This window comes from Limnoraphis robusta CS-951 (assembly GCF_000972705.2).
The window spans coordinates 1-21691 of the sequence record NZ_LATL02000080.1 but is presented as its reverse complement, the minus strand read 5'-3'; the positions used below and the strand labels follow the sequence as shown (position 1 = coordinate 21691).

Genomic DNA, 21691 nt, shown 5'->3' with positions numbered 1-21691 from the left:
AATCCTGATAGTCAAACCACAGCATCTAATACGCCAACTAGCTTCAATATTACCAACAACGACACCGACAGCGATGGTAATATTAACCCGACAACCGTAGACCTTGACCCGGATAGTCCCGGACAACAAACAACCCGAATCATTCCCGGAGTTGGCAGCTACAGTGTTGATAATACAGGGCTTGTTACCTTTGTTCCCGAAACAGGGTTTACCGGAAACTCAACGATTAACTACACCGTACAGGATAATAACGGTACACCCTCCGCTCCCGCAGCGATTAATGTTACAGTTAATCCTCCTGTTAATACCGCACCGATTGCTAATCCTGATAGTCAAACCACAGCATCTAATACGCCAACTAGCTTCAATATTACCAACAACGACACCGACAGCGATGGTAATATTGACCCGACAACCGTAGACCTTGACCCGGATAGTCCCGGACAACAAACAACCCGAATCATTCCGGGAGTTGGCAGCTACAGTGTTGATAATACAGGGCTTGTTACCTTTGTTCCCGAAACAGGGTTTACGGGAAACTCAACGATTAACTACACCGTACAGGATAATAACGGTACACCCTCCGCTCCCGCAGCGATTAATATTACAGTTAATCCTCCTGTTAATACCGCACCGATTGCTAATCCTGATAGTCAAACCACAGCGTTTAATAGCGAAATCAGCTTCAATATTACCAACAACGACACCGACAGCGATGGTAATATTGACCCAACAACCGTAGACCTTGACCCGGATAGTCCCGGACAACAAACAAGCCGAATCATTCCCGGAGTTGGCAGCTACAGTGTTGATAATACAGGGCTTGTTACCTTTATTCCCGAAACAGGGTTTACGGGAAACTCAACGATTAACTACACCGTACAGGATAATAACGGTACACCCTCAGCTCCCGCAGCGATTAATATTACAGTTAATGCTCCTGGGAATCAACCTCCGAATGCAGTAGATGACAGTGCTACAACTGGGTTTAACACACCGATTACCCTAAACGTTCTGGGTAACGATACTGACCCAGAAGGTAATTCATTAAGCATCGCAGATATCCAACAAGATACTGACAATGGCGGTCAAGTTGTTATTGAAAATGGTCAGTTAATCTATACACCACCTGCGGGTTTCACGGGTAATGATAGCTTTAGCTACACCATTAGCGATGGTCAGGGGGGTACTGATACAGCTATCGTTACCATTACCGTTGAAGAACCTGCAAATACCGCTCCTGATGCAGTTAATGACGAACGCTCAACCCGTTCTGACACCGCAATTACAATTAACGTTTTGGGTAATGATAGCGACCCGGAAAATGATCCGTTAGAGATTAGCAGTTTTGAAGCCACTTCAACTAATGGTGCCACCATTACTCGTTCTCAAAATGCTCAGGCATTAGTTTATACACCGCCTGCGGGTTTCTCAGGAACAGATAGCTTTACTTATACCATCAGTGATGGTAACGGCGGTACCGATACGGCAACCGTCACGATTAACGTCGAAACCGATCAAACCCTGATCGCCGCCAATGACACAGCCACCACCGACCAAGATACCAATGTTACTATCAACGTTCTCGCCAATGACGTTGACCCGGAAAATGATCCGTTAGAGATTAGCACTTTTGAAGCTACTTCAGCTAACGGTGGAACCATTACTCGTTCTGAAAATGGTGAGGCATTAGTTTATACACCGCCTGCGGGTTTCTCAGGAACAGATAGCTTTACCTACGAGGTGACGGACGGTAATAATAGCGATACTGCGACTGTCACCATTACCGTTAACCCACCGACAAACACAAAGCCAGCAGCTATTGATGACGAACGCCGGACAGATGTCAATACAGCAGTTACGATTAATGTTCTCACCAATGATACTGACCCCGAAAATGATCCGTTAAATATCGAGAGTTTTGATGAAATCTCTGCTAACGGAGGTACGATTACTGCTTCTGAGGATGGTCAATCCTTAATTTATACACCCGCCAATCGATTTGTTGGGACTGACACCTTTACTTACACCATTAATGATGGTCGAGGCGGCACAGATATTGCTACTGTCACCATTAACGTCAGCGATCAAGGACTACGACCGGAAGCGGTTGATGACAGCGCCACCACCCCCCAAGATACCAATGTCAGTATCAATGTAATCGCAAATGACATTGACCCTGATGGCGATCCATTAAATATCGAGAGTTTTGATGGAATCTCCGCTAACGGAGGTACGATTACTGCTTCTGAGGATGGTCAATCGTTAATTTATACACCTGCTAGGGGTTTTAGCGGAATCGATACCTTTGTCTATCAGGTGAGTGACGGTACGAATACTGATATCGCCAGGGTTACGGTTACGGTTGAACCCCCAGCGAATGTTCCTCCGACAGCAACCGACGAAAGCCTTAACACCCCGTTTGAAACTCCTGTCACCTTTAATCTGGCTGATAATATTAGCGATCCAGATGGAAACGTTGAATTAAGCACGATTGACCTTGATCCAACGACTCCAGAAATTGATCAGCAGGTCACTTTACCCCAAGGAAGATTTTCCGTTAATAATCAAGGTCAAGTTACCTTTGAACCTGTTGACGGTTTTAGCGGTAGTGTAACCATTCCCTTTACAGTCCAGGATAATTTAGGCGCGACTTCCGAACCTGCTAATATTTTAGTGACCGTTAGCCCCGACGCCAATCAACCGCCCACAGCCGAGGATGTTCAGAGTTCATCAATTCTCAACAATAGCGCTGCGATTCCTCTACCTTTGTCTGCGGCGAACTTCAGTGACCCTGATGGCATCGTAGAATTGATTAACTTGACATTACCTAATCCCGCAGAAGGGACTCTGTTGCTTGATGGTGTGGCGGTGAGTGACCCGATTCAGGTTCAACGGTTAACTCCCAATCAACTTGATAATCTCACATTCCGGCCTAATATTGGCTTTGCGGGTAATGCCTCTTTTAGTTATACGGTGACAGACGATGATGGGGCTAATTCTAATATTGCCAACATTACTGTTCCGGTTATCGCCTTCTCTGTTCCGAATGTTCCCGGAGGGGGTGGCGTTCCCTCTCTACCGTCTGGGAACTTACCGCCTGAAGCTGAGAATGAAACGGCGAATATTCCCAATGATGGGACTCCCTCTGTTATTCCTCCGTTAACGGCTATAGATCGCGATGGTTCAGTTAATTTCTACACGATTACGGAATTACCTGCCAATGGTACTTTGTTCCTCAATGGCGAAGAAATCACCAGCTTAGATCAAGTTGAACGTCTAACACCCTCTCAAGCCGGACAACTGACTTTTGAACCTGACTCTAACTTTACAGGTGATGTCAGCTTCACTTTCACTGCGACTGATAATGATGGTGCTGTTTCTAACATCGCGACTGTACGCCTAATTGTAGAAGAAGATGATTCCATTCCTCGGGGTGAAGTCATTGATGATGGCGGTTGTGACTGTCCTCCCTTACCCGAGTTTGGTACTGTCCCTCTACCTGAACGTTTAGGCTTAACTCCAAGTACGTTTAATGGCTTTGGTAGTATTGATGGTACTGATGAAAGTGATACCATACCCGGTTCACTCGGTAGTGATCTGGTCTTTGCCTTTGCCGGAGATGACCGCATTGAAGGCTTTGAGGGCAATGATACCGTCTATGGGGGCGAGGGTGATGACCTCAAGTTTGGCGATGAAGGCAATGATTCTCTGCTTGGAGGCGACGGTAACGACACGCTAATTGGCAGTAACGGCACTCAAGACTTGGCAGCCTCCGCTAACTTTGAGAACGATGATTTTCTCTATGGCCACGCTAACAATGATTTAATTCAAGGTGGCCCCGGCGCTGACATGATGTATAGCGGTAAGCAAGATGACTTCTCCTATGGCGGCAAAAATGATGATATGGTTTGGGGTGATTTGGGTAATGACACCCTCTACGGTGACGAAGGCAATGATACCCTAGTTGGCGACACTGCTGATGAAAATGAAGTTGAACCGGAACGCGCTCTGTCTGGCATGATCGATTTCATCTGGGGTGGTGCAGGTGATGACTTGATCAATGGTGGTCGTAGTAATGATACCCTCAGTGGGGGTATTGGTAATGATACGGTTCGCGGGGGCAAAGAAGATGACCTCGTTTATGGTGAACTCGGAGATGACCTGATGTACGGAGATTTGGGCAATGACCAACTCTGTGGCAATGAGGGTAACGATACGATTTATGGCGATATCAACGACAACGAAACCTTTAGTACAGTTCCCGGACGCGATACAATCTGTGGCGGTAGTGGTTCGGATCTGCTGTTTGGTAATGAAGATAATGACCGTCTCTGTGGGGGAACCGAGAGTGATACTCTCTATGGCGGTTTAGGGGAAGATACTTTAGCCGGAGAACTTGGGGATGATTGGTTGTTTGGCGATGAAGGTAATGACCTGATTTCTGGTGGAAGTGGTAGTGATCGGTTTATTCTGTTCTCCGATAGTGGTACGGACACCATTCAAGATTTCCAACTGGGTACTGATTTCATTGCTTTGGGCGGGGGTTTAAGCTTTGATGATTTAACTCTATCCCAAAGTGGAACCACGACGGTTATTAGTCTTGACACTCAACAGTTGGCTATTCTCAATGATATACCGGTGACGGCTTTGACGGAAAGTAGTTTTATTGCTTTTGTCGGCTAACTTATTCCTCTTTTGTCAGTCTCCGAAAAGCCTTGTATTTTCTGAATTCCAAAGCGTAGATAGGACAGACGATCTCGCCATTTTTTTCCAGTAGAAATTCCTGAAGGTGCGATCTGGGTCAAAATGCGACTGTCCCATCTCAGATCGTTGACTATACGGTGGCTTCGGAAATTACTAATCATAAGAAAACCCGGAAAGTGACAGAAGAGGGTTATTTTCTAATTTTACTCCTCGGAGACTGACAGAAGAGGGATAAAAACACTCAGGTATTAATTAAAGCTCCCGACGGTGGATTAACCAACGATTCTATCGCTATGGCCGATCAAGTACGGGTATTATCTAAATCTCGTTTATTGAGTTTACGAGGAATACTTAGTGATGAAGCAATACTTCTGATGAATCAAGCTTTATTAATTGCGTTGGATTTGCCTGGTCAAGTTTAATCGCACTTTAGGAAAGATAAGGGCGATCGCATTTTCCTCAATCCTAAATTGCTATAATAACAGTCAACACAAAAATCTTAATCAAGAATCTATGTCTACTTACAGCGCGGTATTGACCCAGGTTCTAAGACTTACACCAGATGAGCAACTGCGACTCATCTCTGAATTATTAGTATATGTTCGTCACCGATTTCAGCCTAAACCTAAACGGAGTATTTTAGAATTAGAAGGATTGGGTGAGGAAATTTGGCATGGGATTGATGCTCAAGAATATGTGAATCACGAACGAAATTCATGGAATGGATAGCTCAGTTACAAGGAAAAGTTGTGGGATTAGACACCGCGCCTTTAATTTACTTTATGGAGCGAAATCCCAAGTATATAGAGATGATGCGGCTTTTCTTTAAATCGTTTGATCGCGGTGATTTTAGGCTGGTGACATCAACAGTAACACTACTAGAAGTTCTAGTTCATCCCCTGCGTCAGAGAAACACTATCTTGGCTCAAGAATATCGTGAAATATTGCTCAATCAAGAAGGTTTAACTGTGGTTGAATTAACTCCAGATATTGCTGAAAAAGCAGCACAACTGAGAGCAACTTACAATTTGCGATCGCCCGATGCTATTCAAATGGCTACAGCTATCTGTGAGGGTGCTTCATTTTTTTTGACAAATGATGCCCGGTTGCCTTCTTTACCGGAGTTAACGGTTTTAGTGTTGGAGAATTTGAGAATTTGAGGAAGTATTTTTAGAAGGGAAAAGAAAGGCGATCGCACTTCAGAAAATTAAGCGCGATCGCATTTTTGGGGAAGATAAAGGCGATCGCATTTCCCTACTGCTTAACTTTAATCGTGCTTGACAATCACCCAAATAGCATGAATAATGAGGAGAATACACGCACCAACAGTAGCGATCGGATTAGAAGCTACGTTCAATGAACCCAAAAATAACAAGAGCGCCAGGTTTGCCCAAAAATGAAAGCCAAACCCAACCTTTAAAAATACGCCCAGTGGGGGAAACCAAATCGCAGCAACTATGGCAACACACCCCTTACCATCCTCTGGATTTTCATCAAGTTTTTTTTGGAATAATAACGGATAGTAATTTTTCAAATAGCTAAAGTTTTCACTGTCAATATTTGGAAATTTTGCTAATACAATATCTTCATTTATTTCCAGACTAGCATCTAAAAAATTACACTTTACCAAGTCTATTGTATACTTTTTTATATCACTCTGTAGTTCAAAGTACATCCTTCTTATCGCTTCTAGCAGTGCTTTGTATTCTAACCAGTTTTTAGCTTTTTTTGGCTCTACTAATCTATATTTATTAATGATTTGATTGAGTTTTTGAAAACAAATTAAAGATTCTAATACTCTCTTTTCATCACAACAAAAATAAGCTAAATGGAGTATTTTGAAAACAGAAGCCGTGTAAATTACTAAATCTCCACTGTACATTTCACAAGAGACACCACAATATAAGTTAACTGCTATTCTTGGGAGTGATTCTATTAGTTTTAAATAATCTTTACAATTATATATAGCTGCTAGATAATTTTCCTTGTTCAAGTTATCTAATGCTTCGTATCGCAAGTCACTAGCTTGGATTGCCATTTGCTTATAACGAGCTTCTGCTATTTTATAGTCATTTTCAAATTCATTATCAGACATAGTATTTTCTCCTTTGTTTAACTCTTATCAAATAATATAAAAATCAATAAACTATGTATTTAAGTCGCTTTTTGACGGTTTTTACTTAGATTCGAGAGAGCGATCGCCTAACCTTTAACCTTTCCTATAAATGTTGGCGATCGCAACTTTTATCAATCAATCCTTCCATTTCTGAAGCGTAGTTACGTAGAAATTCGCTTTACGCCAAGCTTCCTCAGAGGATGAGGCTTTACCAGCAGAGTCATTGCTAACAAATACTTCACCAGTATCCTCGTCCCAGTAATAAGAATAAGGAGAACCTTCTGGATTTTTAACTTCACCCATGTACTTTTTAGCCATAACTACTCCCTTAATTAAATTTCCTAATGATTTACAACGTCCAACCTTTACCGCGACATTTAGGACAATCAACCTCTCGTTTTCCTTCTGGGTAACTTATCTTTCCTGTCCCATTGCATTTTTGGCAGACTCTCTCCATTTCTTCCTTTGATTTTGGTTGATTTGGTGGTTTCTCATTAGCCATGATTTTAATCCTCGCTTTTTGAATGTTTAGTTTCTAAGTGCTAGTAGCTATTTATCTATTTCTTTTCTCTGCATCTGTTAGCTCTCTCTCTGTCCAGCTACCATTTCTTTTATTCAGGACATAAGCTGTGATATTTTGATTATTTTGATCTCGAATCAGAATGTTCCAATTGCCGTCTCTATCCTCAAAAGAATGATGATGTACAGATTTAGCATTATCTGAAACTGGTTGTATCGTAACACCACCATCTCGACGATCTAAATCTCCACATAAATCTATCAACTTGACAGTGATCTGATTACCGTCAGGCAATCTAAATTTTACTATTTCAGACACAACAAACTCCTAATTACTTTAATGGCTTGAAAGAAAATTTAGCTACTGTGTACTACCCACTTTTATCTTTATAAAGCTCCTTCACCTTTCAAATATGCTATTGCTATCTGCACATTTTCCCTCGTTCCACTTGCTTTTTTTCCACTAAAAGAAGTGTGATTATAAGTTATATCACCAGTTGTCGGATTATAGTCAAAGTTTACATGAGGATATTTAGTTGATTGACCTATTGGACGTACAGCAATTGTATAAGTACCATCTGGTTTTGAATTATCAGCTGACTGGTATTCATGTACACCATCTTCCGCAGGCTCCCAGGGTTTACTCATAATTTAACCTCCTAATTTAACTTAGCCGATTGTAATTTCTTTGTCAGAAATAAGGCAAGTCGGAAATGTCGGGACTTTTTCAACCAGACAAGATCGGAAAATGTCGGAAAGATCGGATAAAATACGAGAAACTATAGCAAATCCGTAACCTATGGACGTTCAAGAAATCCTGAAACTCGCTGACAAGCTAGTTTTCTCTAAGACAGGAAAACACTTAGAATATCTGGAAGAAGCTATACTCCGGGGTACGATCCAAGGTCAGAAATACTCACAAATTGCAGAAGACTCTCATTTAAGCGAGGGTCATATTAGGGATGTTGCTTGTGAATTATGGAAAATACTTTCGGATATTTTGGACGAAAATGTTAGTAAAGCAAATGTTCGCTATATCTTAAAAAGAGGTAACTCTTACCATGTATCATCAGCTATTGGCAGAAGTTTTGTAGGGATTAATAACGTCAATATTTGTCCTGAAATGGCACGAAGTCCAACAGAAACACAAAACTCCGAACAAACTTCTAAACAACTCCATATAGACTTAGGCGACGCACCCGAAATATTCAGCTTTTTCGATCGCACTCCCCAACTCTCCACCCTCGAAAACTGGATAACACAAGATCGTACACGCTTAATCGCACTTCTAGGAATCAGTGGTATTGGCAAAACCACCCTTGCCCTTTGCCTAATTGACCAAATCAAAACCCAATTTGATTACATTATCTATCGGAGTCTCCGCTTTTCCCCTACCTTAGAACAATATCTTTCCCAAATCCTAAAAATTTTCTCCGAATCATCAGAAATACCCCAAAATATCGAAACCCAAATTTCCCAAATCCTCGATTATCTGCGAAAATACCGATGTCTAATTATTCTCGATGACGTGCAGGCACTTTTTAGCAGTGGTCAACTTGCTGGACAATATAAATCAGGCTATGAAGATTATCAGTTATTTTTTAAACAAATCACCGAAGTTAATCATAATAGTTGTTTTTTGTTAATTAGTTCCGAAAAACCTAGGGAAATTGCCGAATTAGAAAAATCAAATTCCCCCATTCATTCTTTAGTTTTAGGAAGTTTAGGTCTAGGCGCGAAAGAGATTTTAAGCTCATATCAATTATTAGAATCAGAAACCTGGGAAACCCTAATTAATATCTATCAAGGCAACCCCCTCTGGTTAAATATAACTGCTGCCCTGATTCGAGAATTATTTAGCTGTAAAGTCGCTGATTTTTTGCAATATGATATGCCCCTTTTAGATAAATCATTACAATCGCGTTTAGAGAAATTATTAGGAAGATTAACAGAGGAAGAAGTTACGGTAATTACTCAGCTTTTCCAAGAAACAGAGGCACTCACTCTAGCAGAAATATTAAACAAAACACAATTATCCCATTCCGACTTAATTAATGCAATAAAGTCCCTGTGTATGAGATTTTTATTGGAGACACAAGAACGAGAAAAAATAACTTTTTTTACTTTAAATTCGGTGATGATGCAATATGTAAAAACTAGGCAAAAGCACTAATTAAAACATGAGTATAGGACTTACGCATTGACAAAAAACATCATTCATGTAGTCTAGACAATGATATTCTTGCCAATGTTAGCAAAAATATGCTCACGGATAACAGAAGTAAACAGATTTCTCTGTACTTCATACCAATTGCTAATTATGTTTTCAGAGCGCATAAACTCCAATTTCACGAAAGCTTGAAGTGAACAAAATATATGTGTTTTGATTGCATGGGTATCTCTAACCATGAATCGACAAATTCCACATATCCCTCTTCTGTCAGTCTCCGAAATCAACAAGTAATAAAAAGTAGAGTTACCCATTGGGAAAGTAAGATTGAGATTGATTAATATTCTGAATTAATTTATGAAAACCCAGCAATAAATAACGGTCAGGAAAAACATCTAGCCACGCAGCAATTAACCATAATATAATCGTAGGTTGAATAATTAAACGTAAATTATTTAAAATATTTTTCCATCCCTCTTTCTGATTCCATCGTTGGTGAGTCGATCAATCAATAGTAGTTTTTTGGCTCTCAGATTCTCTTTGACTGCATTGATTTAAAGAGCGGAAAACTTCCGAGTTTAAACTAATCATTAAATACACACAGAAAATAATTTCCCACCACTTTTCTATGTTTTGAAAATCCGTTAATCGATAATCAGTCCAACCTAGTTCTTGTTTGCATTGTCGAAATCCATATTCTACCCATGTTCTTAACCCATATAGATTACCTAATGTCTTTTTAATCTGGCTCCTCTTTTCTGTTAAGTTTGTCATCACAAAGGAAGTTAATGTCTCTGGTATTGTTTCTGGATCTGTGGTGATTTCCCAATAGGTTCTCGTACTCTTTTTACCAAATATGATTTCTCTAATATATCTTGTGTCTGATTCTTGATTGCTAAAAACCCTCTCAAATTTACACCACTTATTGGCTCTAACTTTCTCATGGTCAAGCATCCAGACTCCATGATTACTTCTTATTGCCAACACCCAAGGTAATTCAAATTCATCTAATTTACTGATAAATAAACTGCTTTCACCATAGAGGCTATCCGCTAAAACTAATTCAATCTGAAATCCAAAATCAACTAACTCTGTTATGATTTCCGATGCAATTTCAATCTTGGTTTTATAGATGTTTCCTTCTTTCAGTGTTCTTTGGGGTTTAAACACTCTAAAAACCAAAGGAAAAGTTATATTTTTATAAACACCATAAGCATTAACTGATACTATTCCCCGATCTACTTTGCCCACACTCCCCAAGTATTGTCTGGCAACATAGTCGGTTTTCTTACCCTTTTTCCGGTCTCCTGTCTCATCAATTATTACTATAATCTTCTGGCTTTTCAATGCTTTCAGAGTTTGCGCTAATCTTCTTTCTTTTAGTTCCTTCACTGACCAAGGCGAATTAGCTAAAAAGTGATGAAGTGACTGCGGGGAACTAATTCCTACTATTTTAGCAATTTCGGGTAAAGATTTTCTCGGAATTGGTGAGATGATTCCTAGATGTAAGTATTTAAAACATTCGTAACTTCTAACTTCAGGGAATAAATCTTTATAACCTTGGCAATATTCATCAATCACTGAAACTGTTGCTTGTGCATCTCTAGCCAAATGTTTGATAATCTGTAATTCTACATCCATTACCTTATCCCCCTTCTAGCTACCCGTGTGGTTTATTTTCTAATTTTACTTATAGGAGACTGACAGAAGAGGGATATCATTGTGACAAGAGCGATCGCTGAATTGATTGTACTGATTAATTGACGCGATCGCTCTTGTGTCTCTTTTAATATGATATAACATTCTTTTTTCAATAAAATTCTGTAACTTCCAGCTTAACTTTCCTATGTTCCCTGGTCAAACCTCTATACAAACATCATAGTTAATCATAGAAGGTTAATTTAGATGCAAAACGATGGAATTTATCTCATTCTCAATTTTATTAAGCCTGATTGTGATCTCTGACGAAATTTTCAATGGTCAATACAAACTCTCTGAACGGCTTTTAAACTGGTTAGATCAAACAGTTAATCAAACTGAACAGCGAAATAAGTAGAGAAAGATTGGACTTGCATTTGCAAACCCCAGGAGTAAACTGAAATGGAGATTAATATCAAGCAGTTCTTTCAAGCTATTAAAATCGCCAAAACGACTGACTATTTAGGAGATGTTGCCATTCTAAAAGCTGAAGCTTTTGGCGTTAAACTCAATCCGAAACATGAATCAAAAATGCAGTCGGTTATCGGTTATCACCCGCCTATCGATTTAGAAAAATTAAGTCAGCTTCCACCCCCAACTTTGGGTTATCAATATGCTGAACACATGAAACGGAATCATCTTAAACCCTTTGAAATCAGCCCAGAAGTGAGTCGAATTGCCGAAAAAAATGTTTTTTCTCTGCGATATTCAATCACTCACGATATTTTTCATGTGTTGTTAGGGTTTGATACCAGTTACGCTGGAGAAATCGGAGTTTTAGCCTTTGCGGCTGAACAAAACTATAGCCTGACTTTAAAGGTTTCATTGGCGATGGCTATCATCCTTTATCCTTTATTCGCTCCTCAACAAATTCCAGAGATTTTTAGCAATCTTCGGGTTGGTCGATTGTTAGGAAAAAAAGCAAAATTTTTGCTCAGTTATCGGTTTGAGGAAAATTGGGAAAAGCCCTTAATAGAAATTAAAAAGGAGCTAGGCTTAGTTTAAGTTGAGGAGTAAAGTTAACTTTTTTGACCTCTAATGCTGATCGATTGACAATCTCATTTCCTAATTATACAATCAGGAGAGAACATTTGAGGGGTGTTAAAAACTCGATATGATTTTAACAACAACAGGCACACTTGAAAACAAACAGATTATTCAATATTGTGGGATTGTCAGTGGAGAAGCGATTTTAGGTGCAAATGTTTTTAGAGACTTTTTTGCCAGTATTCGAGATGTTGTTGGGGGAAGGTCAGCCGCCTATGAAAAATCCTTGCGCGAAGCTAAAGAAACCGCTATAAAAGAAATGGAACAAGCTGCCGTTTCCCTGGGTGCCAATGCCATTATCGGGATTGATTTAGATTATGAAACCATTAACTCCAGTGGCGGTGGAAGTATGCTGATGGTAGCAGCAAGTGGGACAGCAGTCAAATACCGCGATTAAGCTTTATAGAGATTGGGCCATATAAAAAAAGTTGATAGATGTAATCTCCGGTAGTCCAAAATTATAATCGATTCGATCAGAGGAAAAAGTCTGTCCAGTCGAAATACTTTTTGTCAAAAATCGCGATTTTTTCTGCAAAGTTTGATACAATTCTTTCGTTGGTTGTGATAGATGCCAACAAAACCATTGTATATCGTCAAAAAAGACTATGAATAGACTTCGCAACATTCTCGCTGGTGCAGGTATTGCTACCGTCGGTGCAATTGGAACAAAAATGGCAGTTGATTACTTCAAAAACCGTAACAAAGAAGAAGCCCCAGACGAAAGTCAAGGAGATGTTAACGAAGCAGAAGCTCCTCCTGGCCAAGTGAGTTATGCTGTTGTCCAAGATGATTCTGTACAATCATTTTTAGATACTAGCTTTGGCGATCCAGGACGTTATGTACCCACTCGTTCACCCAAAGTATTTGACTACCAAGGTGGACAATACATGGTCATTTGGGCGCGGGACAATAAGCAAGATAAAAACCAAATGATGGCTTTTGAATATACTGATGCTGGCCGGAAAATGATTGCCAGCGTTGGATATACAGGCGATAAAACCGACTATAATATGTCCGGTTTAGATAATACTCCTTTTGCGGTAGAAGTCAATGGCGAAAAAATAGCATCCGGCCAAGGTGAGACAGGGGGAGCAGACGAAGTTGATTTTGTTTTAGCGTGAGCGTGCCGGACTAGAACCGGGAGGACATTTTAACCCTTCACCGGGAATAGGTGTGCTTGAAAGTGGGGGAGGTTGGGTAGAAGGTTCATCTGTTTGACAGACATTTGCGAATGCCATCACTCCCCCTTCCGTTTGTCCGACTGTTACCACGCCCGTATAACTGGGCAGTCCCTCTGCTTTAGCGGCGGCTGTGATCACAACCGTTTGAGCCAAGTCTCCGACTGTCGTGACATTATAGCGATATTCTCCGGTTTCAAGATTAACATCAACCGAAAGATTTTCAATGGAACTAGCAAAATGACCGTTGGCATTATAATAAGCCTGTTGTCCGGCTGTCATTGTGTTCATCACAAAAGAAGCTTGATTGCTACTTTCAAAGGGAGAAATTTCTTCAAGTTCGGGAATGGAAAAAGTGAGTTGACATCCGGTTAATAGCAAGGGAGAAAAAATTAAGAATCTCCAGAAAGCTAGAGTTGAGACAGCAGAGACAGAGAAATCTTGAAGTCTGTTCATTTAACCTGAAAAACCAGAGCTTTTGTATTGAGCAAAATCCAACTACAGCCTGATCCACAGTTATTCCTGAAATGTTCTGAACTCTATACTTTTGTTAAAGGCGGATGGAAAATGATCGCTCCTACGGGATGATTAGATTATTCAATCCTCACTTCTTCATCCTTCGATTCTGGTTGATCGGATGTGGGGTTTGGGGAGCAATAAAACCCCGTCATTTATGGCGGGGATACATGGACTCCCCAAAGTCAAAAACAACCGCTCGATGTGGTTGTCTTTGACAAATCTATGCTATCATAGTCAGCATAAATTTAAAGGTAAGTAGTCCGAATTGATAGTTTTTGAGTTCAAAGCACAAGGTAAAGATAGCCAGTATCGAGCAATTGACGAGGCGATACGCTCCTACAAGTTCATCCGAAACTCTTGTTTAAGATACTGGATGGACAACAAAATGGTGAGCAAGTACGACCTCAATAAATATTGCAAGGTGTTGGCTAAACAATATCCTTTTGCTCACAAGCTCAACTCTCAAGCTAGACAGTCTGCGGCTGAATGTAGTTGGAGTGCAATTAGCAGGTTTTACAACAACTGTAAGCGAAAAGTACCCGGTTTGAAGGCGTTTCCTAAATTCAAAAAACACGCTCGTTCTGTTGAATACAAGACTTCAGGATGGAAGCTTTCAGAGAACAGGAAACATATTACTTTCACCGATAAGAACAATATCGGTAAGCTGAAGCTAAAGGGAACCTATGATCTTCATTTCTACCAACTCGAAGACATTAAGCGAGTGAGGTTAGTGAAGAGAGCCGATGGATACTATGTGCAGTTTTGTATTTCAGTTGATGTGCGAATAGAAACTGAGCCCACAGGAAAAGCAATAGGCTTAGATGTTGGAATCAAATATTTTCTAGCAGATAGCTTTGGAAATACCATAGAAAATCCTCAGTTCTATAGGAAAGCTGAAAAACAGTTAAATCGAGCTAATCGCAGAAAATCCAAGAAATACATTCGTGGGGTTAAACCGCAGTCAAAAAACTACCACAAAGCCTTGTGTCGATATGCCCGTAAACATTTAAAAGTAAGTAGGCAACGTAAAGAGTATGCAAAAAGAATTGCATACTGCGTAATTCACTCTAATGATGTGGTCGCCTATGAAGACTTGAATGTTAAAGGCATGATAAAAAACCGACATTTAGCTAAATCAATTTCAGATGTTGCCTGGTCTACTTTTCGTTATTGGTTAGAATATTTTGCAATAAAATATGGGAAGCTAACAATACCTGTAGCTCCCCATAATACCTCTGCTGACTGTTCTAACTGTGGGAAAAAAGTAACAAAATCTCTATCAACAAGAACCCATGTTTGTTCATGCGGATATTGTGAAGATAGAGACGTTAACGCGGCTAAAAACATTCTGAAAAAAGCCCTAAGTACGGTCGGGCAGACCGAATCTTTAAAGCTTGGGGAGTTTGCACCTCTTTTAATGTTGGATGATTCCTGCGTTGGAAAGTGCGATCCGTGAACCAAGAATCCCCGTCATTTATGGCGGGGAGTGTCAAGAGACAATTAACCCGAACTCATCTGTAGAATTGTCAATGACGGCTGCTAAATCTCGCTTCTTAGAAGTTCTAAGTCTCTGGAAACAACCCAATCTCTCAACTCGGATGATGTTGGTGGGTTTGGGGATCACAATGGTTTTTATTCTGATAACGGTATTGTCTCCAGTCTTTTTGGCTTGGGGATGGATTCAAAGTCCAACAGAGTTTCTCTCGAACCCCATTCACCAAGCCCCAGGGCTTGAACATTGGTTTGGTACCAATCGTCAGGGCTATGATGTTTTTTCCCGAACCCTTTTTGGTGTCCAGGCGGCTTGGAAGGTGTTGCTATTAGCCACCGGGTTAAGTTTGATCATTGGGGTACCGTTGGGACTCGTCAGTGGTTATTTGGGGGGAAAACTAGACCGAGCGTTACTGTTTGTCATGGATGCAGTATATACCTTACCCGGACTGTTGCTGTCGATTACCCTGGCGTTTGTAGTTGGGCGAGGAATTTTGAATGCAGCGATCGCCTTGAGTATCGCTTATGTTCCCCAATATTATCGGGTGGTTCGTAATCATACCACAAGTGTTAAAACAGAATTATTTATTGAAGCCGCGCAAGCCCTGGGGGCGGATACCTGGACAGTATTATCCCGTTATCTGTTTATGAATGTGATTCAGAGTGTGCCTGTTTTGTTTACCCTGAATGCGGCTGATGCCATTTTAACGTTAGGAAGTTTGGGATTTTTGGGATTAGGATTACCGGAAGAGACTCCAGAATGGGGACATGATTTACGTTTAGCGCTGGAAGCTTTACCGACGGGGATTTGGTGGACTGCTTTTTTTCCGGGATTAGCCTTAACGTTGATGGTGGTGGGATTATCGCTGTTGGGAGAAGGGTTAAATGATTGGGTAAACCCTCGCCTGAGAAATCAACGCTAGTAGGTCTCAATGGGGTGTGACTCTCTTCACAAGAACTTAATGATTAATCCAATCAATGTAAAGATATGTATATTAACTGTGATCTTTATCTTAAATATTCAGCAGTTGAAGTTTAAAACAATAGAACAAGTTGATCAAGATTTCACAAAAAGATGGCGTCAAAAGCTTAACTTGATTTAACATTAGAGTAGGCACCAATTTTTCAGATTTGAGTTAACGTACAAAAAAGGAACTAAGTTCAGACAGTTTCTCTTGTAAGTTGTGAACATCCGGTTTGCTTTTGCAAGCTAATGGGCTGGAGCAACTCAGTCAGTTGTCTCAATTGGGTTAAGATGATGTTAGAGACTAAAAAGTCTACAGGCGAAGATCATTAAACTTCCCCAAATCGTTATATCCACTAACCTGCTGATTGAGGCAACAGGTTTTTCCAGCAAGGGTCAACTTCTGAAAAGCTGTCTTCTAATGACTAGAGATCAAAGCTAGTTGGTGTTGAGGAATTCCTTCCCAAACCCGTCTAATTCTGCGGTTAGCAGAAAAATGCCGAGGGTTTGTAGCAGCCTGACCCCAATTGCAAAATCTGAGGAATTTCAACTTTTAATCCCAGTACCCACCTAGAAGTTGTAGCGAGGCCGTGCATTTTGTATGAGAGAGGCTACAATCAGAAAGGTCTAACTGCAATGGTGAAAACACCAATCGGTGTTGTTTAAATCCAATGTCGATAATTTGAGTGAAGTCGAGTTTACTCAAGAAGTCGGCTAAACCCCAATCAAACTGTGATTGCGGTTAGAATTGGCTAAACTGTCTAGAAATAGACAAACTACTAATTGTTTATAGTGATTGATTCTTGCATTGAGGAGCATGAGGAACGCGGCATGATCCAGACGAACACCGGACTCGCAACCCCCATTCAGCCGGAGATGGAACCGATCGAATTGCTTCAAAGTTCAACCCGAGCCCGACCGGAACATGAATTAGACTTTCTGCTTGAAGATGATGATAGTCAAGACGAAGATTATCTAGAATCTCAGTCTGATGAAGAAGACGAAAGCAAGTCAGAAGGAGTTGCTAAGTCACGGCGTCGGACTCAGGCGAAGAAAAAACACTACACTGAGGATTCGATTAGACTCTATCTCCAAGAAATAGGTCGAATTCGATTATTACGAGCTGATGAAGAAATTGAATTAGCGCGTAAAATCGCCGACTTACTTGAGTTAGAGCGAATACGGGAAAAGCTAATCGAACATCACCATCGAGAACCCGAAGACCGGGAATGGGCAAGTGCCGTTGACATGGCCTTACCTGAATTCCGTCGCCGTCTTTTCCACGGAAGACGGGCCAAAGATAAGATGGTGCAGTCAAACCTCCGTTTAGTGGTTTCGATCGCTAAAAAGTATATGAATCGAGGCTTATCATTCCAAGACTTAATCCAAGAAGGAAGTCTAGGATTGATTCGGGCGGCTGAAAAGTTTGATCACGAAAAAGGTTACAAATTCAGTACCTACGCGACTTGGTGGATTCGTCAAGCCATCACCCGAGCGATCGCTGATCAATCTCGGACAATAAGGCTTCCGGTTCACCTGTATGAAACCATTTCTCGGATCAAAAAGACGACTAAATTACTCTCCCAAGAAATGGGTCGTAAACCCACAGAGGAAGAAATTGCCACTCGGATGGAAATGACCATTGAGAAGTTGCGGTTTATTGCGAAATCAGCCCAACTCCCCATCTCTTTGGAAACACCGATTGGTAAAGAAGAAGATTCTCGCTTGGGTGATTTTATTGAGTCTGATGGAGAAACCCCGGAAGATCAGGTGTCCAAAAACCTGCTTCGCGAAGACCTCGAAAGTGTTTTAGATACTCTGAGTCCCCGTGAACGTGACGTTTTACGGTTACGCTATGGCTTAGATGACGGTCGGATGAAGACGCTTGAAGAAATTGGTCAAATCTTCAATGTCACTCGTGAACGGATTCGTCAAATCGAAGCAAAAGCTCTGCGGAAGTTGCGCCATCCCAACCGCAACAGCATCTTAAAAGAGTACATTCGTTAAGGCGGTCTTTGGCGTGAATGGGCAAAGTCAGGACGTTGTTTCAGCTTTGCCCTTACTTTTTTTGCTAATAAAAAGCTTGAGAGTCATCGAAAACTCCCAAGTCATGTTATAATCTTCCTACATTTTAATAAAGAGCTAGTGTAATGGAGACTGCCATTGTGTACAAATCTTCCATTACGTCTAGCTTACATCAAACCCCAGAAGTGTAATACACCTTGTCCTGAAGCGAGTTCGATGATCACAGCCGAGATAAAGCCGATCATGGCAAGACGACCATTCCAGGTTTCAGATCCGGCTGTAAAGCCCCAGTTCCACTCGTTGTGATTTTGCTCTTGGGGTAAGCGATTTTGGTTTTCCATGTGGCAATCTCCTTTCAGGAAACTTGTTGTTCTCTGTGAATAAATGTAACTAAACTGTAAAGAAAGTGCAAGCTCAACAAGGCCTTTTTTGTCAGATTTAAGCCCTAAGACACAGATTGAAGGTACTAATCTTTGACATCCTCTCCTCCCTAAAGGGAGAAGATTCCTCACCACGCCACCTTTAACGGGTGGTCACTGAATGGGGTTGACGCTTCGCAGGACGCTGCTTCAATAACCGGAGTCTTATGCCTTCCTCCACGTCCGTTTAAAGTCTCAGAATGTCCTCCCGCGACTATTAACAAATCTTGTTTTTGTTTGTTTGTGTCTTCAAGTTTGATTTTCTCATTGACTTTAAGACTTCCCTTGTTCTGCCCTCAACTAAAGGAGTTCCAACCTAATCTTCTATTCTGTAGTATTTATGGGACAAGGCGGGTTTTTCAACCTATTTGATTTTACCATAAAAGTCGCCCTTAAGGGCGAGGCTTGTATCCCAATTTTTTGATCAAACCTCTCTGTCTAGGGAACTAGCGGGGGAAAATCGCCTGTTCTGTTTTATAGAGAACATCAGTGTTAATCGACAGGGACTTCTTCAAAAGCTTCGCTTTCTTTTTCTTTCAGTGTAGGAGTAGGGATAGGAACTTCTTCAACAACGGGATGTTTTTCTAAGGTTAAAGTTGATTGTTGTGAACCGGATAGGCGTCTGAGAAGCTTGGGCTTAGGATCATGGAGTAAATAAATAATCCGATCATCAATTTGCCATGTTTCCGAAGCCGGTAAAACTTGTAAATTTCCTTGTCGTTCTACTAACAGAGGAAGCAATTCATTAGAACGAATTAAGGCTTGTAAATGCGATCGTTGAAACTCTAATCCGGGTTGTTTGAGAGTCGTTTCTCCCAACTTCACCTCTTGACTTTCCATGAACTTATTCCACTTTTTTAAGGAGAAATCGGGGATAAAAGCTTGTTGTACTTTTTCTTTATTAGCTGAGGCTTTTGATTGCGGATCACGAGGAAAGAGTGCCAAAACACGAGGCGGTTTAAATTCTTCTGCGGCGCGTTCCGATAAGACCAGATTAACTTCTCCGTTACTGGTCATTGCTAAAAAAGTACCAATAGATTCGAGACCAGCCTCTTCTAACACATTGGGATCTAAAGCACTACTTTGATAAACTCGCAAACCTTCTTGTTTAGCCTGTTCACAAGCTTCTGAATTAGTATCGATAATCACCACAGATTCGCCCCGCTCCTGAAATAAGCGTCCAATTAAGCGACTAATCGGGTTAGAACCAACAATAACAGCTCCGGTTGCAGAACTAGAGGTAATCCTTAATAACTTGGCCATCGAACGAGCTGTTAACCCTTGAATCACAACCGTCATAATAATCGTTAAAAAGACTAAAGCTTTAATAGAGTCTCCGCCGTTCATTCCCCGTTGGGTTAATAAAATGGCAAACAGAGAGGAAACAGAAGCCGAGACAATTCCTCTAGGGCCAACCCAAGAGACAAATGCTTTTTGTCGCCAGTTGAGATTGCTATTGAGAGTACAAAGCCAAACATTAATCGGGCGAACGATCCACATTAAAGCCAAAACGGTCAGAACACTTCCCCAACCCAAAGCGACAATACTTTCTAACGATAGATCAGCCGCCAGCAAAATAAACAATACGGAGACAGACAGCATAGTTAACTGACCTTTAAATCGCCGCAGTTGTCGCATTTCGGGTACACCGACCGTTCTCACCATCATCCCCGACACAACCGCCGTCATCAGTCCAGATTCGCTGTAAACGACTTCCGCTAAATCGTATAAACCCCAAAGGGCGGCTAAAACAATCAGGTTTTTCAGTTCTTCAGAGAGAGATTGGCTTTTTTTTAAACTCCAACCCAGCAACCCACCTCCAGCCACCCCAAGCGCCGCCCCAATTCCCAGGCGAATCATCAGTTCTTGAAAAAGTTCTAGGGGGTTGGCGTTCCCGCTTAAGACAACGTTGAGGACTAAAACGGCGAGAATGGCACCGACTGGATCGATTAAAACCCCTTCTCCTTCGAGTAAGGCGGCGACTCGACGATCAACAGAAACCTGTTTGAGTAACGGCCCGACTACGGTAGGCCCGGTGACAACCACCAATGAAGCGTAAAGAAAGGCGATCGGCCAAGGAAATTCACCTAACCAGTGGGCAGCCATTCCGCCGCCTGTGAGGGTGATTAGGGTGCCAAAGGTGACTAAATTACGGATGCTTCCAGAAACTTGTCCTAGATCCCTAAGTTCTAGGCTTAAACCGCCCTCAAACAGAATCAGAGCAACCGAGAGTGATACGATCACCTCTAATCCTTCACCCAGTAGGTTGGGATGGACTAACCCTAAACCATCATTACCGACGATAATCCCAAATAGCAATAGGAAGACGATCGCAGGTACTTTGAGGTAGTCTGCTAAAACTTGAGCGCTTATTCCACTAATGATTGTGATCACCATCAGCAGAGTAATGTCAAAGGAAGTTGTTTCCATAAGCGTAATGGGGTTCGGCTACTCACGACGGTTGAAATGCCCTGTATTCTGCGCTTCGGATCGGTCTGAAGTTGTTCTAGAGTTCGCAGATCGCATCTGATCACCTTGTGACTTGATGTTTAATAGAGTTAAAACCCTATTGACGGTTATCATAACCCATTATTCGCCCTAGACTGACTGGCTCAGGTTAACAACTTCTGTAAACACCTGCTATTTGAAGTTGATCGAATATCTTGAAAAAAGTCTAGTTTGCAGTTGGAATCAGTTTTTCATCAGATGAAATGCACCCGGTTGAAGCGGTGTTTTTTGGGTGCAAGTGTTTTTTTGGGTGCAAGCCTTGCACCCCTACTGGGTCAGGGCTGTTTCATTCTCAGTTAAAAATTGCCGGGGGGGATGGGGGGATGGGGT

18 protein-coding genes and 3 pseudogenes are annotated in these 21691 nt (G+C 41.3%); 11 read left to right on the top strand and 10 right to left on the bottom strand.

What is annotated here, in order from left to right; all coding sequences use genetic code 11:
• The 4 genes and pseudogenes from WN50_RS07025 to WN50_RS07010 form a co-directional block, all read left to right on the top strand.
• The coding region (locus WN50_RS07025) for an Ig-like domain-containing protein (RefSeq protein WP_200906230.1) at window positions 1-4686 on the top strand (4686 nt) is incomplete at its 5' end.
• A gap of 260 nt (window positions 4687-4946) precedes the next feature.
• Window positions 4947-5129: pseudogene (locus tag WN50_RS07020) on the top strand (type II toxin-antitoxin system PemK/MazF family toxin); the annotation flags it as partial.
• Between the two features lie 91 nt (window positions 5130-5220).
• Window positions 5221-5436 carry a hypothetical protein gene (locus tag WN50_RS07015; protein WP_046281217.1) on the top strand — a complete coding sequence of 72 codons (216 nt, stop codon included), beginning with the start codon at window positions 5221-5223 and terminating at the stop codon, window positions 5434-5436.
• Entirely contained in the window at window positions 5424-5867 is a 444-nt protein-coding gene (locus WN50_RS07010) for a type II toxin-antitoxin system VapC family toxin (RefSeq protein WP_046281216.1), read from the top strand. Before WN50_RS07015 ends, WN50_RS07010 begins: the two co-directional genes overlap by 13 nt.
• Before the next feature lie 107 nt (window positions 5868-5974).
• On the opposite strand, the gene WN50_RS35875 is transcribed toward WN50_RS07010, so the two are convergent.
• From WN50_RS35875 to WN50_RS06990, 5 genes are all read right to left on the bottom strand, one after another.
• Window positions 5975-6802 carry a YqaE/Pmp3 family membrane protein gene (locus WN50_RS35875; protein WP_053221452.1) on the bottom strand — a complete coding sequence of 276 codons (828 nt, stop codon included), beginning with the start codon at window positions 6800-6802 and terminating at the stop codon, window positions 5975-5977.
• 156 nt (window positions 6803-6958) lie between these two features.
• Window positions 6959-7141, bottom strand: a complete 183-nt coding sequence (locus WN50_RS07000) for a hypothetical protein (RefSeq protein ID WP_046281230.1) — start codon at window positions 7139-7141, stop codon at window positions 6959-6961.
• Between the two features lie 31 nt (window positions 7142-7172).
• Complete coding sequence (locus tag WN50_RS31900) at window positions 7173-7325, bottom strand: hypothetical protein (protein ID WP_082172357.1); 153 nt, start codon at window positions 7323-7325, stop codon at window positions 7173-7175.
• Between the two features lie 51 nt (window positions 7326-7376).
• Window positions 7377-7661 carry a hypothetical protein gene (locus WN50_RS06995; RefSeq protein WP_046281215.1) on the bottom strand — a complete coding sequence of 95 codons (285 nt, stop codon included), beginning with the start codon at window positions 7659-7661 and terminating at the stop codon, window positions 7377-7379.
• Between the two features lie 68 nt (window positions 7662-7729).
• Window positions 7730-7990, bottom strand: coding sequence for a hypothetical protein (locus WN50_RS06990; RefSeq protein WP_027255372.1), 261 nt, complete (start codon window positions 7988-7990; stop codon window positions 7730-7732).
• A gap of 151 nt (window positions 7991-8141) precedes the next feature.
• Between WN50_RS06990 and WN50_RS06985 the strand changes: the two genes are divergently transcribed.
• Window positions 8142-9515, top strand: a complete 1374-nt coding sequence (locus tag WN50_RS06985; RefSeq protein ID WP_046281214.1) for an ATP-binding protein — start codon at window positions 8142-8144, stop codon at window positions 9513-9515.
• Window positions 9516-9568: 53 nt separating this feature from the next.
• On the opposite strand, the pseudogene WN50_RS35870 reads toward WN50_RS06985, so the two are convergent.
• Both WN50_RS35870 and WN50_RS06975 read right to left on the bottom strand, forming a co-directional pair.
• Window positions 9569-9772 (bottom strand): annotated as a pseudogene (locus tag WN50_RS35870) (hypothetical protein); the annotation flags it as partial.
• Window positions 9773-9818: 46 nt separating this feature from the next.
• Window positions 9819-11153: pseudogene (locus WN50_RS06975) on the bottom strand (IS701 family transposase).
• 459 nt (window positions 11154-11612) lie between these two features.
• Between WN50_RS06975 and WN50_RS06970 the strand changes: the two are divergent.
• The 3 genes from WN50_RS06970 to WN50_RS06960 all read left to right on the top strand — a co-directional run bounded on the left by WN50_RS06970 (window position 11613) and on the right by WN50_RS06960 (window position 13378).
• Window positions 11613-12215, top strand: coding sequence for a Coq4 family protein (locus WN50_RS06970; protein ID WP_152964699.1), 603 nt, complete (start codon window positions 11613-11615; stop codon window positions 12213-12215).
• 109 nt (window positions 12216-12324) lie between these two features.
• On the top strand, window positions 12325-12654 hold the full coding sequence (locus WN50_RS06965; RefSeq protein ID WP_046281212.1) for a heavy metal-binding domain-containing protein: 330 nt from the start codon (window positions 12325-12327) through the stop codon (window positions 12652-12654).
• 208 nt (window positions 12655-12862) lie between these two features.
• Entirely contained in the window at window positions 12863-13378 is a 516-nt protein-coding gene (locus tag WN50_RS06960) for a hypothetical protein (protein ID WP_046281211.1), read from the top strand.
• Here WN50_RS06960 and WN50_RS06955 read toward each other — a convergent pair.
• Window positions 13370-13891, bottom strand: coding sequence for a type IV pilin-like G/H family protein (locus WN50_RS06955; protein WP_046281210.1), 522 nt, complete (start codon window positions 13889-13891; stop codon window positions 13370-13372). The genes WN50_RS06960 and WN50_RS06955 overlap by 9 nt on opposite strands.
• 328 nt (window positions 13892-14219) lie before the next feature.
• Here WN50_RS06955 and WN50_RS06950 point away from each other — a divergent pair, with 328 nt between their 5' ends.
• The 3 genes from WN50_RS06950 to rpoD all read left to right on the top strand — a co-directional run bounded on the left by WN50_RS06950 (window position 14220) and on the right by rpoD (window position 18416).
• Entirely contained in the window at window positions 14220-15410 is a 1191-nt protein-coding gene (locus WN50_RS06950; RefSeq protein ID WP_046281209.1) for an RNA-guided endonuclease InsQ/TnpB family protein, read from the top strand.
• A 73-nt stretch (window positions 15411-15483) separates the two neighbouring features.
• Window positions 15484-16368 carry an ABC transporter permease gene (locus tag WN50_RS06945; RefSeq protein ID WP_046281208.1) on the top strand — a complete coding sequence of 295 codons (885 nt, stop codon included), beginning with the start codon at window positions 15484-15486 and terminating at the stop codon, window positions 16366-16368.
• Window positions 16369-17240: 872 nt separating this feature from the next.
• A complete protein-coding gene (rpoD, locus tag WN50_RS06940; protein WP_046277959.1) occupies window positions 17241-18416 on the top strand; it encodes an RNA polymerase sigma factor RpoD in 1176 nt (391 codons plus the stop codon).
• Between the two features lie 185 nt (window positions 18417-18601).
• Here the strand turns inward: rpoD and WN50_RS06935 are convergent, their stop codons facing one another.
• Both WN50_RS06935 and WN50_RS06930 read right to left on the bottom strand, forming a co-directional pair.
• Window positions 18602-18775, bottom strand: a complete 174-nt coding sequence (locus tag WN50_RS06935) for a chlorophyll A-B-binding protein (protein ID WP_046277958.1) — start codon at window positions 18773-18775, stop codon at window positions 18602-18604.
• 570 nt (window positions 18776-19345) lie between these two features.
• A complete protein-coding gene (locus WN50_RS06930; RefSeq protein ID WP_046280053.1) occupies window positions 19346-21283 on the bottom strand; it encodes a cation:proton antiporter in 1938 nt (645 codons plus the stop codon).
• Window positions 21284-21691: the final 408 nt, after the last annotated feature.